Origin of the sequence: Alteromonas sp. RW2A1 (assembly GCF_001886475.1) — a bacterium.
Taxonomy (GTDB): Bacteria; Pseudomonadota; Gammaproteobacteria; order Enterobacterales; family Alteromonadaceae; genus Alteromonas; species Alteromonas hispanica.
The window spans coordinates 568401-582852 of sequence record NZ_CP018031.1 but is presented as its reverse complement, the minus strand read 5'-3'; the positions used below and the strand labels follow the sequence as shown (position 1 = coordinate 582852).

The following is a 14452-nucleotide window of genomic DNA, read 5'->3' as shown; positions in this document are numbered from 1 at the left end:
AAACACTCACAGCAAGAGTAATCCTTTTATAAAACAAACCACCTAATTGTATCATGAGATCAACGTCACCGTATTTGTCTTTGTGCCTAGGAAAAGCAAACGTATTGATAGGCGCTAAGAATAGCGAACAAACGTTTCGTCCAAATGCGATTGCCGTTATGCTTAACACGACGTAATCAACTGTTTAAAAGAGTTTTCTGCATGACACCGCGACCGCCTGTATCTTCTCACTCACTACTTAACGACTTGGAACGCATTGTGTCTGAAGGGCGAAACCCCGACACACTCGAACTCGATACCCTCTCCACCGTTGACGTGCTATCAAAAATTAACGCGGAAGATGCAAAAGTTGCGGCAAGCGTGGCAACTCAAATTCCTGCTATTGCACAAGCGGTAGATGCTGCTACGAAAAGCATTAAGGCTGGCGGCCGGCTCATTTATATCGGCGCTGGAACCAGCGGCAGACTGGGAATTCTAGATGCCGTTGAATGTCGCCCCACTTTTAGTGTGCCAGACTCATTGGTATTGGGCATTATTGCTGGCGGAGATAAGGCCATCGTGCATGCCGTTGAGGGCGCAGAGGATGATCGTGCGGCGGGCAAAACCGACCTATTGGCAATTTCACTAACAGCAAACGATACAGTAATAGGTATTTCCGCCAGTGGCCGTACGCCCTATGTAAGCGGTGCTTTAAGTTATGCAGCCAGCATTGGCTGTTCAACAGCAGCCATTGCATGCAGCCCAGATGCTGCAATATTTGAACCTGCGGCAATTTCTATCTGCCCGGTGGTGGGGCCTGAAGCACTAAGTGGCAGTACGCGAATGAAATCGGGTACTGCACAAAAAATGATTTTGAATATGATTAGTACCACTACCATGGTGAAGCTGGGTAAAACATACGAAAACCTAATGGTGGATGTGAACGCAACCAACGAAAAGCTCAAAGCGCGGGCTTGCCGTATTGTCATGCAGGCTACTGAGTGTGATGAGAATACCGCCATACAGGCACTTAACGCCTGTGATAACAAAGCAAAAGTGGCCATTCTAATGGTGCTTACCGGCAATGATGCCGAACAGGCAACTAAAATTTTAACCAAACACCAAGGTTACTTAAGGGAGGCTGTAAGCAGTGAAAATGAAGCGAAGCGCTAACTTGGTTTCTTGGGGTTTCGTATTCTGGATCATAGCGACCTGGCTTTCTGTCTCTAATGCTTCCCACGCTGAAAGTCTCAATACTGATGCGAGTAATGCCAATGCCAATGCCAATGCCAATGCCAAGACTACTTACCAAGAGAATGCTCATTTCAACTATGACTATTTCACTTATAACAACCATGACCTAAATGTAGGTGCAGAGCAGTTCGATAAATACCTTTCGCTATTGGCGGGTAAACGCGTGAGCCTAGTGGTAAATCAAAGCTCAGTGGTTAATTATCGCTCACATGAAACTCAACATTTGTTAGACGCCTTACTTGCTCGCAGCATCAATGTTGTAAGCATTATGTCGCCCGAACACGGGTTTCGAGGAAACAAAAGCGCAGGTGAAAAGGTAAGTAGTGAAGTAGATGCTAAAACCGGCCTGCCCATTCACTCTCTTTACGGAGCTTTGAAAAAACCTTCGCCAGACATGCTTAAAAATGTCGATATATTGGTTTTTGATATTCAAGATGTAGGCGTACGTTTTTATACTTATTTGAGTACGCTGCATTACGTTATTGAAGCAGCCTTCGAACATAATATCGATGTTATTGTACTCGACAGGCCTAACCCCAACATTGCCCATATTGATGGGCCAATTTTAGAACCGAAGTTTAGCTCTTTCATTGGCATGCATCCTATTCCTGTTTTACACGGCATGACGTTAGGAGAGCTTGCGAGAATGATAGTGGGTGAAAAATGGCTGGATACACATTCCCGCGCTGAACTTTCCGTTATCCCCGTGGCAAATTATACCAGAAGCACTTCCTACTCTCTTCCTATTGCACCTAGCCCTAATCTGCCTAATGACAATGCCATACGCTTGTACCCGACCCTATGCTTTTTTGAAGGCACCGCAGTAAGTATAGGTAGAGGTACTGATGTGCCCTTTCAGCTCATCGGTCACCCAGAAGTGAAATTAGGCGAGCATAAAATTGAGGTTAAACCCAATGCGGGAGCAAACAAACCGAAGCATAACGGCAAGACCATTTATGCCAATATCTTGAACGAAAACGATGTCGCATCAGCTAGCATTTCCGGCTTGAAATTACAGCCTTTGATAGACGTTTATCGCAAGATGAATGAGGCGCAAAAAACGTTTTTCACGCGCCCAGATTTCTTTGACAAACTTGCCGGAAATTCTTCACTTAGAAAGGCCATAATAATGGGCATCACTGCCAGCGAAATTAAAGCGTCTTGGCAGGCCGAATTGTCGCAATTTGAAAAACAGCGTGCCCCGTATCTTATTTATCCTTACAACGCTGCGAGCGATTAATATTTTGTGACCATGGGTATTACAAAAGGGCAAATGAATACAGGAGATAAGTCACTTAGGTCACATGTAAGTGAGCGCATACTTACAAAAAAATAAAAACAAAAACATGTAAAATATGAATTTTAATCGATAGTAAGCACTCACAACCAACTAAGCTTTTGGAAATTTTTCGTTCAGAAGAGCGAGCAAAAAAAGGGGTTTTAAGCGAGATAAAAACCTGGTGTGCAAGTACTTACTTCATTCGGTTTTATTTTTAATTTTGCTACTTCCATGTTACCGGCGACTGACCTTTCGCTTCTAATTTTCCAACCAAAACTTTTATCAGAGTGTGCAAGCTTTGACTGGAAATTCGAGTGTCTGTCTCTCTATTTTTTTCTTTATTTGAGGGTCTGTCTTTTCCATCGGCTTCTTCAGAAATAGTAATAGCGTAGTCGTAAGTGGCGATACCTATATCTGCAAATTCCATTGCAGCTTTTGCACTGTAGGGCATTCTCAGTGCAGCAAAAACTACTGGCTTACTGAGAGACTTTGCTGTTTGCATAGCCTGTATTGAGAAGGCTTTAATATCAGACTCATTGGCCCTTTGCTTAAGTAAAGACGGTTGATCTGCACCGCCAAGTTCATAGTTAGCGTGTAATGGTGTGATGTCGCCTATCACCATTAAATCGGTTTGCGCTATAAGTCGCTTAGTTAACGCCTTATTCGGCAATACGGTGAGCGGTAAGCAAGCATATTCTGCATCTGGGCGGCTGTCATATAGCGCCTTTTCGAAAGCTAAGCAGCGTGCCGCATCTGGCATAAGTGCTAACCACTTACTTTTATTCACTGGTAGTTTGTCTTTTCCAAAAAGTACCGTGACAGACGCCTCAGAAAGCGCTTTCTCGATTTGTTTTCCCTTTATAAACAAGGTGCTATTGCTCTTAGCCAATTGCTTAGATTTGTTAGTATTTGGCCCCGTTTCAGACAAGCCTTCACGGTTTGCCCCAACCTCTTGCAGCCACCACGACTTAGGCTTGCTTATAAAGCGCGCTAGTTGACTGTGTTGCTTCATTCTTAATATGCGCTGATAGGAAGCCTTTAAGTCTTTTACTTTCTCACCGCTCTCCATTGTTTGTATAGCAATGCGTTCTATCATCGCGCTGAACGCTTCTATGTCTTTACCATTGCGAATGGTGTAGGGCATAAGCGCAATGTCAGCACCGGCGTCAAATGCTCGTAAAACAGCGTCCTCTTCTGTGAAGAATTGAGAGATACCGGCCATATCAAGAGCATCGGTAATAATAAGGCCGTTAAACCGTAAACTGTTGCGTAAGGTATTGGTCAAAATACGCTTCGACAAGGTAGCCGGTACCACTTGCAGCTCACCTTTTTTATTTCTAATGGTTGTGTCGTCTAAAGCAGGATATTGAATATGCGCTGTCATCACCATTGCAGGTGGCATTGCACTATTGATGATATTTGCAAAAGGCAGTAAGTCACCAGATTGTGCTTCTTTTAGCGTGTGGTCTACGCGAGGTAAACCCGAGTGACTGTCCACATGGGTGTCTCCGTGGCCGGGAAAGTGCTTCACCGCACTTAACACACCAGCTTTTTGCATTGCCGACACAAACGCTTCGCCAAGCTCTGCAGTTTGTACGGGGTTTTCACCAAAACTTCTCACGTTAATAACTGGGTTTTTCGGTTCGCTGTTGATATCGATAGACGGTGCAAAATTCGTATTTATCCCCAAAGGCAATAAGGTTTTACCTATGTGCTCGCCCACATTTTTGGCGAAAATATTGCCATGTTGATGCGCTGATGCACCAATAGCGAGGTTTCCAGCAAAAGCTGGCAGTATAGAATGGGGTAAGCGTGCGACTCTTCCCCCTTCTTGATCAATGGCAATGAACAAAGGGCTTTGACCCGCTTTTTGCATGTGTGCTTGCAGTGAATAATTCAAACTAATCAGCTGTGATGCATTTTCTATGTTCTCGCTGAACAAAATAATGCCACCAATGTTTTGATTACTTAGTAACGTTAACAATGACTGGGGCATTGCAGTTACAGGCTTACGGCACTGTTTACTTGGCGTGTTGTCTTCACAAAAATAGCGAATGTCGAGAATTAACTTTTGCCCAATCATGTGTTTCACAGCGTTTAAGCTAATAGCATTACCTGACGGAATGCCTAACGCAGCGCTATGACTTGTTTGCGCGTAGCTTGGAAATGACGCGCAAGTGAAAAGCGTACTTGCAATGAAAAGCGTGTAGGTGAAAAACAATGAGCACGTTGTTTTGCTAGTGCGTAGAGTAACTTTTTTGAACGTAAAAAATGACAATGTTTATCTAATCCTTGGTAACAACGCACACAATACGGTAGGCTACTATAAATCAGTAAGCTAGCACAGTGTAAGCTATTCTGATCGCCGCTAAATACGCAGTTCCTCTGCGAGTTAGTCACGTTAGTAAGCGCCACCCACGCAATTTATAAGTACGTTAAGATTTGGAAAGTAGTATGGATTGGATGTCAGTCATCCCCCCTATTGTGGCTATTGCCGTTGTTTTTTGGAAAAAAGAAGTCATTCTTGCATTGGCACTTGCTGTGCTGTGCGCTGAAGCGCTAATACTCGTTAATACCAGTATTACAGAGAGCTACCTTGCTCCCATTAATGCTATTGAAAGAGTAGTAGGCACCGCCTCGAGTCCGGGTAATACCAGAGTATTACTTTTCTCAGTATTAGTTGGCGCGCTGTTAGCTTTTATACGCGATTCGGGTGGAGTAACCGCCACGGTAAATTTTTTGGTAGGGAAAGGCGTAGCAAAAACACGCAAGCAAGTTGGCGGACTTACTATGTTTACCGGCATTGCAGTCTTTATAGAGTCTAATTTAAGCGTATTAACCGCCGGTATTTTCGCCCGAGGTTTATACGATAGATTTGGCATGAGCCGAGCGCGGTTAGCCTATATTATCGATTCAACAAGTGCCCCTGTCTGTATTTTAATTTTACTCAATGGCTGGGGGGCATTCATTTTAAGCCTGCTCGACGCCTACGAACTGCCCGCCTCTTCTGCTTCTATTTTGTGGGGCAGCGTAGTATTTAATTTCTATGCTATTTTCACCTTGCTCATTGTGGCTTACACCATATCGGCCGACAAGGTGCACGGTCCCATGCTTGAAGAGGAAAAGGCTCTCTCACAAACCGATGTAACGCAACAATCGGCACCTGCAACAAAAGCGCGCTTTATGATACTGCCACTGTTGGTGATGGTGCTCAGTATGGTTGGTTTCATGTTTTGGACTGGTGATGGTGTACTTTCTCAAGGCAGTGGCAGTAAATCTGTACTTTATGCTACTGCGTTAGCAACCGCCGTTGCTTATGGTTTATTACTTGTTCACAAACGATTTACCCATAAGGAAGCGGTAGATATTGGCTTTAAAGGAATGGGAGAACTTCTTCCACTGGTTACTATAGTGTTGCTCTCGCTTACCCTTGGTAATAGTCTTAAAGATCTGGGAACCGGTGTGTTTGTTGCCGGTATTGTAGGCGAATACCTACCCATTGTTTTCATTGTTCCTATGTTGTTTATTGCAGGGGCGGTTATGTCCTTCACCACAGGAACATCATGGGGCACATTTGCCATACTGATCCCCATAGGGGTTCCCTTAATTCAAAGCTTAGGGTTACCGCCTTCACTGGTTATAGCAGCTATACTTGGTGGTGGTATTTTTGGCGATCATTGCTCTCCTATTTCAGACACGACCGCAGTTTCCTCATTAGCTGCGGGGTGTGATGTGTTAACTCACGTAAAAACACAAATACCTTATGCACTTTTTGCCGGTGTACTGACACTTATTGCGTACTTTATTGCCAGCGTTATTATGCTGGGTTAACTAACGCGCGTTGATCTTCAATTAGGATACAGGAGCTCCAAATGATACAAAGGATAATACTAGTAGCAGCCATTTTTCTCACCGCGAGCTGCACCTATACCGCAACTAATACCGCAACTAATACCGCAACTAATAATGCCGAGCAAATCCAAAACGCAAATAAGCAGCATGCTGTAGCCATGCCAGACAGCTATAGTGCCGACGCGGCGATGGCAGTATTGCAAGAAGGTGGAAACGCAATTGACGCCGCCATTGCAGCACAATTTGTACTTGCAGTAACGTTACCCGAGGCGGGCAATATTGGTGGCGGTGGCTTCATGACCATTAAGTTTGAAGACACCACAGATTTTCTCGACTATAGAGAAATGGCTCCTGAACGCGCTCATCGTGATATGTACCTGGATGCTAATGGCAATGTAAAACCTTATGAATCGCTATTTGGTGCTAAAGCGTCTGGCATTCCTGGCACAGTGGCAGGAATGTGGGCGGCCCATAAAAAATATGGCTCGCTAAGCTGGCAACGCTTACTTGCTCCGGCGGTACGTTTGGCAAAAGACGGTTTTATTGTTCACAGTAAGCTTGCCAACAATATTTCGAACTATATTAGCCGCACTCAAGAAAACAATATAAACAGCAACTTTGCGCAGTATTTTCAGCAAGCAAAGGCGGGAAGCCTGTTTAAACAACCTGAATTAGCGAACACGCTTCAAACAATACAAAAAGAAGGAGAGCGTGGATTTTATGAAGGTGATGTAGCTAACCTCATTGTAGGTTTTATGGCGCAAAATGGCGGCTTGATTAGTCACGATGACTTGGCAGCCTATAAAGCAGTGTGGCGCGATCCTCTTCAAATTAGCTGGCAAGGTTACGAGTTAGTTACTGCGCCCCCTCCTAGCTCAGGCGGTGTAGCTGTAGCACAGTGGATAGGCATGCTAGAAGCATTTACAGCCAATCGCGAACTCCCAGAGCAAAACAGCAGTGAATACATCCATATTATGTCAGAGATTGGTAAACGGGTGTTTGCCGATAGAGCGGAATATCTTGGCGACCCTGATTTTGTGAGCGTGCCGGTAACAGCGCTCACTCAGCCGCAATATATCGCCAACAGAGCAAAAGAGATTCAACCAAACAGGATTTCATCTACGCCAAATGTAAAACCTGGCTTACCTGAAAGTGAAGACACGACGCACTTTTCGATAATTGATAAGTGGGGGAATGCAATTGCCAATACCACAACCATTAACCTTACGTTCGGCAGTGGAGTGGTAGTTACAGGCGCAGGCTTTTTGTTAAACGATGAAATGGACGACTTTAGTGCCAAGCCAGGTGTACCAAACTTCTTCGGTGCCGTGGGTGGCGAAGCCAACGCCATTGAGCCGTATAAGCGCATGTTGTCGTCCATGACACCCACCCTAGTAACAAAAGACAATAGTGTGGTACTTGCAACGGGTTCACCAGGCGGAACTACCATTATATCGTCGGTAGCACAGTCGCTTTTAAATGCTCTGCTTTACGACATGAGTGCTGACGATGCAGTTAACACCCCGCGCTTTCATCATCAGTTATTCCCTAAAGACACAATACGAATGCATGATGGATTTAACGCTAACACAGTGCAAAAACTTAAAGACATGGGGTATGTGATTGATAACAGAAGATTTGGCGATGTTCATCTTATAAAGCGCACTGCTAAAGGGATTGATGCGGCCTCAGAAGCAAGTGGTCGTGGTAAAAGCATAGTGTTACCCGTCGAGTAAAAGCCAGGCGAAGCGCTTTGCCAGCAAGCCCCAAACACTGGCAAATGTAAGGTTTTAGAGCAGCAGTGCGGTATCGATGGAAATATATTCCGATGCCGCCTTTTGCAAACTTTGTGCAGTAAGTGCCGGTACGCCGTATACCTGTACGGTTTTGCCCTTGGCTTTCAGCGCCTCAACGAGTATGTCAAAGTCGCCGTCGCCAGACACTAAAACCACCTCGTCTACGCTGTCGGCGTGCTGCAGCGCATCTACCGTAATACCCACATCCCAATCACCTTTGGCCGAGCCGTCCGCTCGCTGTATAAAAGGTTTGAGCTTTATGTCAAAACCAATGGCTTTCAGTATATTTTGAAATTCGCGCTGCTTGATATCACCTCTGTCTATGGCATAGGCAAATGCTTTTACAATTTCACCGTTGGCGTTAATTCGCTGCCAAAAGCGATTGTAGTTAAAGTTACGCTTGTAAGCCTGACGACAGGTGTAATACACATTTTGGACATCGACTAAAATAAGAACTTTTTTCAAAATACACTCAAAAAATAAACCGGATTGCCCAGTGTAACAGGTAACTGCCTACCTTCATGCTCTAATTAAGGCAGTGAAATAGATAGTGACTTTGCTCACAATCATTAAGAAGCAAACAGCTGGATTATATCTGCAAATGCTTTGAATTCTAATGCATTACCAAAGGGGTCTTTGAAGAACATAGTGGCCTGCTCACCTGGCTGACCTTTGAAACGAACATAAGGCGAGATAATAAAGTCGATGTTCGCTGCTTTAGCTTTTTCGGCTAGTGCGTTCCAATCTTCCATTTTTAGCACCACACCAAAATGAGGAACGGGGACTGCGTGATCATCAACGCCGTTGTATGCCGGCGGTGAAGGCATTTCATTAACGCAGTGAGTTACCAACTGATGTCCGAAGAAATTCCAGTCTATCCATTGAGTATCGCTACGCCCCTTTTCACAGCCGAGAAGCTCGCCATAAAATGCATTAGCATCGTTTAGGTTCGTGACCGGTATAGCTAGGTGAAAAGGTTGTGGCATAGCGAGTCCTTATTATAAAAATTTCTTAAGCAGTTTGAGTTTGAATTTGGAAAACGGCGCATATCTAAAGGGCACATCAAGTGCAAAAGAGCGCTTCATCACCGTTTTTAAATGACTGAATGTATCGAAGCCTGCGCGCCCATGATAACTGCCCATTCCGCTATTGCCTACTCCGCCAAACGGAAGCTCTGGGTTTGTCATAAACAGCATAGTGTCGTTGGTACAAACGCTTCCTGAACTGGTTGAGCTAATAATCCGGTCGAGTACCTCGTCGTTATCACTGAATGCATATAGAGCAAGTGGCTTTGCCCTTTCGTTGACTAAGTTAATACCGTCATCGAGTGAAGGCACGGTAATTACGGGCAAAATAGGGCCGAAAATCTCTTCCTGCATAATGGCGCTATCAAGGGATGGTTCTAGCACCAAAGTGGGCTCCATCGCTGGGCGCTCTTCATTAAAATCGCCGCCGTACACAACGTTCGCGTTATCTAAATAACTGCGTAAGCGACTTAAGTGTCTTTGGTTAATTATGTTTCCATAATCCGGTGAAGCCAATGCCGATTTGCCGTATTGTTTTTTAAGTTCTTTTCTCAAGGCTTCTATAAGCGGCTGCTCAAAACCCTTTTCAACAATAATATAATCGGGCGCAACGCAGGTTTGCCCAGCGTTCATCCATTTTCCCCAAACAATTCGTCTGGCAGTTACTTTCAAATTGGTATTTTTGTCAACGAAACATGGACTTTTACCGCCAAGCTCTAAGGTAACTGGAGTTAAATGACGAGCGGCAGCACTCATTACCACCTTACCTACCGCTTCACCGCCAGTATAAAAAATGTGGTCCCATTTACAGGCCAGTAGCGCAGTGGACTCTTCTTTTCCACCCTCGATAACCTCGACACAAGACACATCCATATATTGAGGGATAAGCTTTGCAATTAATGCTGAGGTTTCAGCAGATAGCTCCGAAGGCTTTAATACCGCGCAATTGCCCGCGGCTAGCGCTGCAATGTAAGGCGCTAGTAATAGCTGTAATGGGTAATTCCACGCCCCAATAATTAATACCGTACCCAGTGACTCCGGTTGCTTATAGCTTTTCCCTGGCCAGGCCACCATAGGTGTAGACACCTTACGAGGTTTTACCCACTGGTCGAGATGCTTAAGCGTATGGTCTATATCTGACAATAAAAAGCCCTGCTCTGCCACCATAGCTTCCGTTTCACATTTTCCTAAGTCCTGCTTGAGCGCGTCTAGTAACGCCGCTTGATTGTCTTCCAGCATACGCTTTAATGCCAACAATTGCGTTTTGCGCCAGTCGAGTGATTGCGTTTTTCCAGAGCGGTAAGCGGCGTTTAGTTTCTTAACATTATCGATGTAACAGATACCTGGTTCGATGGCATGAAGAGTTGGTCTATTTGGCATATGAAGGCTCCACTGGCTTTGTCAGCTTGGAAAATAATAACTACTGTTACTACATTAATAGGTATGTTCTGCGTGAACGCAACTTAATTGTTAATTAATGTTGAGGTCGGCTGATATTTGAGGTGCGAATTTAAACCAATCCGCGTAGATCTAAAAAACTGTAGATTAAAAAAAACCTAGCAATTGCTAGGCTTTTTAAGAACTTTGTAAGCAGAACGAGTAATTATGCGTCGTATGGGTGGCGCAGAACCATAGTCTCTTTTCTGTCCGGGCCTGTAGAGACAATATCAATTGGCACGCCAGTTAGCTCTTCAAGGCGCTTAATGTAGTTCTTCGCGGCTTGAGGTAAGCTATCAAACTCAGTGACACCAAACGTAGTATCTGACCAACCGGGCATTTCTTCATAAACCGGTGTGATTTTGTCGTAGCCGTCGGCTGCCATAGGCGGTACGTCTTTTACAGTACCTTCGGCATCGCGATAACCCACACAAATTTGAAGTGATTCTAAACCATCAAGTACATCAAGTTTGGTTAAGCAGAAACCAGTAATTGAGTTAATTTGTACAGCGCGTTTCATTGCAACGGCATCAAACCAACCTGTGCGACGCTTGCGACCGGTAGTAGCGCCAAACTCGTGACCTTTAACGCCTAGGTGCTGCCCTACTTCGCAATCAAGCTCTGTCGGGAAAGGACCCGAGCCAACACGAGTGGTGTACGCTTTAACAATACCCAACACGTAGTCTAATTTAAGCGGACCAAAGCCTGCGCCAGTTGCTACACCACCAACCGTAGTGTTAGATGATGTGACGTAAGGATAAGTACCGTGATCGATATCTAACAGCGTACCTTGCGCACCTTCAAACATAATGGGCAAACCGTTCTTATCGGCTTTATCCAGCTCGTCAGTAACATCAACTACCATGGCCTTAAGAATATCTGCAACTTCCATCGCAGCTTTTAAGGTTTCGTCGAAATCAACCGCTTCTTCACCATAGTACTGAGTTAGCGTGAAGTTATGCACGTCTAGCACTTCTTTCAACTTGGCTGCGAAATCTTCCGCATTAAATAAGTCGCCAACACGTAGACCGCGACGGGCTACTTTATCTTCATACGCAGGGCCGATACCACGACCTGTTGTACCAATTGCTTTTGCACCGCGTGCTTTTTCACGCGCTACGTCTAGTGCAATATGATAAGGAAGAATAAGCGGACAAGCTTCACTGATCTTCAATCGTTCGCGCACAGGAACGCCACGCTCTTCAAGCATAGTCATTTCTTTCATAAGTGCGTCTGGGCTAAGCACAACACCGTTACCAATTATGCAGGTAACATTATCGCGTAGGATGCCTGATGGAATTAAGTGAAGTACGGTTTTTTCACCGTCGATTACTAGAGTGTGACCCGCATTGTGCCCGCCTTGGTAGCGAACAACATACTTTGCGCGATCTGTGAGTAGGTCTACGACCTTGCCTTTACCCTCGTCACCCCATTGAGTGCCGAGTACCACAACGTTCTTTGCCATGAATCATATGTGTAAGAAAATTAGGCGGGGATTCTACAAAATTCTACGCAAAGGATCATCTGTTTTTCGAACAAAAATACGTCACAGAGAACAAAGTGTCTTTAAGGAACCATAGTCAAAATCGTGCTTGTCGCATTTTACACTAACTAACCCTCTCTTTTATAAAGAGTTAGTATGTAGCTAACTACTATCTTGAAGGTTTAACCTGAACAAACGGTCAGCCTTTGAAAAAACCGCTTTTTCTGCGTCAAAAATATCCTATGCAAAAAATAATAAAAGCAACGCCCCCATTATCACCAATACCCCACCTATTCGACGCAACTCATTACTGGGCTGTTGGCTTAATTTCTGGAGATAGTTACGCCATTTGTTAGGGAATAAGAGCGGCCCAAGCCCCTCAATAATCAATACCATGGCCAGCGCGGGTAAGAACCATGACATAGGACCTCTCCTTTTTGTTAGTGCGTGTTTGTAACTGCGTATCAGTTAATCGTTAAATCTTGCTTGAGTGCTTAGACAGCGCGCTTAAATCAATATATTCAGGGGTATGATATAAACCAAAGCCAAAGCGCAAGCGACTTCCTCGGTAGTCGGTAAAAATATTATGCGCCTTGAGTGCGTTAGCTAGTTGCGCTGTTTCTTCTGCACTGCCTAGTTCAAATGTGAGGAAGTGGCCGCGCCGCGTTTCATCGCTCACCACCAGCGCTTTTCTGGTGAGCTGCTGATGGTCACAATTATCAAGCTTTGACAAAAAGTGACGCTGAATGGCCATAACATGCTTATCTATGGCCTCCACACTCAAGTTATTCTTTTCAAATAATCGCAAAACTGCTCTCAACCTATACAATGCGGTAAAGTCCATGGTGGCACCAGCGAAACGCATGCCGTCGGTGCTATATTGAACTTCTCCTGAACGAGGCTTATCTAGCGTGCCGAATTCAGCAAACCAGCCTGTATATCTCGGGCGTAAGGTGCACCCGTTTGGAATGTGGGCAAAACACGCTCCTTCGCCAGCTTGTGCATACTTATAACTACCAGATAAGTAAAAAGCGCGCTGCTCAATATTTCGAAGGCTGGTGGTCTTTGCCATAAATCCATGGTAACCATCTATCACTATAAGGGTATCTTCGTTTTCTACGCTCTCTACAATGCCATCTAGATCTTCTACCACGTAACCTGAATTAAAAAACACGTGACTAAAAAACACTAAATTAGGCTGATGCGCCGATATAGCGGCTTTAAATCGTTCATTGAACGATTCGAAAGGCTGCGTAGGTACGCTCACAATATTGATATTATCGTGCTCGGCTAGGCGCGTTATTTGACGTTGAAAACTATGAAACTCACTGTCGGTAGAAACAACCGTAATAGCGTCAGAAAGGTCTAAACAACTCATAATGCGATACAGTAATTCATGTGTGTTCGATGCAAATACAATCTGCTCGGGCAAGCTGGTGTCGATAATGTGGCTTATTTTACGTTGTAGCTCGGGTACTAATGTTTCGAAAAAATACCCCCACTTCGCGTCAACATAGCGCGCACTGTCGTCCCAGTATTCAATCGTGGCGTCTTTGGTGCAGTCTGGCCAAAAATAATGACTGTGGCACGTATACTGTTGCTTGCCTTCATTCGCCTCAAGAAAACCGGTATAAAATTGCTGATACGCCATAACAAATTTCTCTTTATTTAGTCGCACTTACCTTAGCAAAACCCATCGTCGCTAGCATACAAACACGAAACTAAAAGCGTTGAAGGTGTAAAATGTTTAATCCACAGTATAAAATTTTATACCTAATCGGATTTCCAACCGCCAAAAATGTGCTATAAAATTAAGGATAGGTATACGAAACAATACATTTTTAGCACAGAGCGGTAGTGAAGTAACAATGCAATTTCCCCCTTATGGCAATTACTCTGTCGATATTTCTGGCAACGTGTTAGAAGTATTTGCTGTGGGCGCTTGGAATTTGAAAACAACTCAGATTTTTGTAGAGGAAATGCACTCGCTTATAAAGCGTTTTGAGGGAAAACCTTGGGCCGCCCTAATGGACGGTAGGCGCTGGGTGTTGGCAACACCAGATTGTCAGACATGCCTATCGGAAGCCATAAAAACTAACATTACTATGGGATTATGCCGCTCTGCCTATGTATTAGACAGCGGAATGGTGAAAAAAGCGCACCTTGAGCGCACTCATCCGTCTAAACAACGAGACCTTGAGTTTCCTACATACGAAAGACAATATTTTGAGCGGTATTTTCAGGCCCTTAATTGGCTTCACCAAGAGGGCTTTTCCCCAATAAACAGCCCTATGAAATAGAGAAAACCACCCGCCTGTTACCTGCAAATGAAAGCAAAACACGCAGC

12 protein-coding genes are annotated in these 14452 nt (G+C 44.6%); 5 read left to right on the top strand and 7 right to left on the bottom strand.

The annotated features are described in order from the left end of the window. Positions 1 to 201 precede the first annotated feature (201 nt). Positions 202 to 1152 (top strand): N-acetylmuramic acid 6-phosphate etherase, encoded by a 951-nt coding sequence (murQ, locus tag BM528_RS02605; protein ID WP_071978535.1) that lies wholly within the window; start codon positions 202 to 204, stop codon positions 1150 to 1152. Then, complete coding sequence (locus BM528_RS02600) at positions 1136 to 2473, top strand: exo-beta-N-acetylmuramidase NamZ family protein (RefSeq protein ID WP_083595178.1); 1338 nt, start codon at positions 1136 to 1138, stop codon at positions 2471 to 2473. Before murQ ends, BM528_RS02600 begins: the two co-directional genes overlap by 17 nt. A gap of 262 nt (positions 2474 to 2735) precedes the next feature. Here the strand turns inward: BM528_RS02600 and BM528_RS02595 are convergent, their stop codons facing one another. Continuing rightward, positions 2736 to 4790 carry a glycoside hydrolase family 3 N-terminal domain-containing protein gene (locus BM528_RS02595; RefSeq protein ID WP_071978534.1) on the bottom strand — a complete coding sequence of 685 codons (2055 nt, stop codon included), beginning with the start codon at positions 4788 to 4790 and terminating at the stop codon, positions 2736 to 2738. 176 nt (positions 4791 to 4966) lie between these two features. On the opposite strand from BM528_RS02595, the gene BM528_RS02590 reads away from it, so the two are divergent. Further along, positions 4967 to 6343, top strand: coding sequence for a Na+/H+ antiporter NhaC family protein (locus BM528_RS02590; protein ID WP_071978533.1), 1377 nt, complete (start codon positions 4967 to 4969; stop codon positions 6341 to 6343). A 41-nt stretch (positions 6344 to 6384) separates the two neighbouring features. After that, positions 6385 to 8100 (top strand): gamma-glutamyltransferase, encoded by a 1716-nt coding sequence (gene ggt, locus BM528_RS02585; protein ID WP_071978532.1) that lies wholly within the window; start codon positions 6385 to 6387, stop codon positions 8098 to 8100. A 54-nt stretch (positions 8101 to 8154) separates the two neighbouring features. Here the strand turns inward: ggt and BM528_RS02580 are convergent, their stop codons facing one another. The 6 genes from BM528_RS02580 to BM528_RS02555 form a co-directional block, all read right to left on the bottom strand. Further along, entirely contained in the window at positions 8155 to 8625 is a 471-nt protein-coding gene (locus BM528_RS02580; protein WP_071978531.1) for a LabA-like NYN domain-containing protein, read from the bottom strand. A 104-nt stretch (positions 8626 to 8729) separates the two neighbouring features. After that, entirely contained in the window at positions 8730 to 9146 is a 417-nt protein-coding gene (locus tag BM528_RS02575) for a VOC family protein (protein WP_071978530.1), read from the bottom strand. Between the two features lie 12 nt (positions 9147 to 9158). Beyond that, a complete protein-coding gene (locus BM528_RS02570; protein ID WP_071978529.1) occupies positions 9159 to 10565 on the bottom strand; it encodes an aldehyde dehydrogenase family protein in 1407 nt (468 codons plus the stop codon). A gap of 223 nt (positions 10566 to 10788) precedes the next feature. Beyond that, entirely contained in the window at positions 10789 to 12087 is a 1299-nt protein-coding gene (locus BM528_RS02565) for an adenylosuccinate synthase (protein ID WP_071978528.1), read from the bottom strand. Positions 12088 to 12345: 258 nt separating this feature from the next. Then, the gene (locus BM528_RS02560) at positions 12346 to 12528 is read right to left on the bottom strand and encodes a DUF2065 domain-containing protein (protein ID WP_071978527.1); all 183 of its coding nucleotides are present in this window, start codon (positions 12526 to 12528) and stop codon (positions 12346 to 12348) included. A 52-nt stretch (positions 12529 to 12580) separates the two neighbouring features. Beyond that, positions 12581 to 13756, bottom strand: a complete 1176-nt coding sequence (locus BM528_RS02555) for an aminotransferase class V-fold PLP-dependent enzyme (protein ID WP_071978526.1) — start codon at positions 13754 to 13756, stop codon at positions 12581 to 12583. Positions 13757 to 13973: 217 nt separating this feature from the next. Between BM528_RS02555 and BM528_RS02550 the strand changes: the two genes are divergently transcribed. After that, positions 13974 to 14405 (top strand): hypothetical protein, encoded by a 432-nt coding sequence (locus BM528_RS02550; protein ID WP_071978525.1) that lies wholly within the window; start codon positions 13974 to 13976, stop codon positions 14403 to 14405. Positions 14406 to 14452: the final 47 nt, after the last annotated feature.

What these genes read in the sequence shown, in the direction of transcription:
- BM528_RS02570 (WP_071978529.1), bottom strand. Translation starts at nt 10,565, where the DNA reads ATGCCAAATAGACCAACTCTTCATGCCATCGAACCAGGTATCTGTTAC.
- BM528_RS02590 (WP_071978533.1), top strand. Translation starts at nt 4,967, where the DNA reads ATGGATTGGATGTCAGTCATCCCCCCTATTGTGGCTATTGCCGTTGTT.
- BM528_RS02575 (WP_071978530.1), bottom strand. Translation starts at nt 9,146, where the DNA reads ATGCCACAACCTTTTCACCTAGCTATACCGGTCACGAACCTAAACGAT.
- BM528_RS02560 (WP_071978527.1), bottom strand. Translation starts at nt 12,528, where the DNA reads ATGTCATGGTTCTTACCCGCGCTGGCCATGGTATTGATTATTGAGGGG.
- BM528_RS02600 (WP_083595178.1), top strand. Translation starts at nt 1,136, where the DNA reads ATGAAGCGAAGCGCTAACTTGGTTTCTTGGGGTTTCGTATTCTGGATC.
- BM528_RS02550 (WP_071978525.1), top strand. Translation starts at nt 13,974, where the DNA reads ATGCAATTTCCCCCTTATGGCAATTACTCTGTCGATATTTCTGGCAAC.
- BM528_RS02555 (WP_071978526.1), bottom strand. Translation starts at nt 13,756, where the DNA reads ATGGCGTATCAGCAATTTTATACCGGTTTTCTTGAGGCGAATGAAGGC.
- murQ (WP_071978535.1), top strand. Translation starts at nt 202, where the DNA reads ATGACACCGCGACCGCCTGTATCTTCTCACTCACTACTTAACGACTTG.
- BM528_RS02565 (WP_071978528.1), bottom strand. Translation starts at nt 12,087, where the DNA reads ATGGCAAAGAACGTTGTGGTACTCGGCACTCAATGGGGTGACGAGGGT.
- ggt (WP_071978532.1), top strand. Translation starts at nt 6,385, where the DNA reads ATGATACAAAGGATAATACTAGTAGCAGCCATTTTTCTCACCGCGAGC.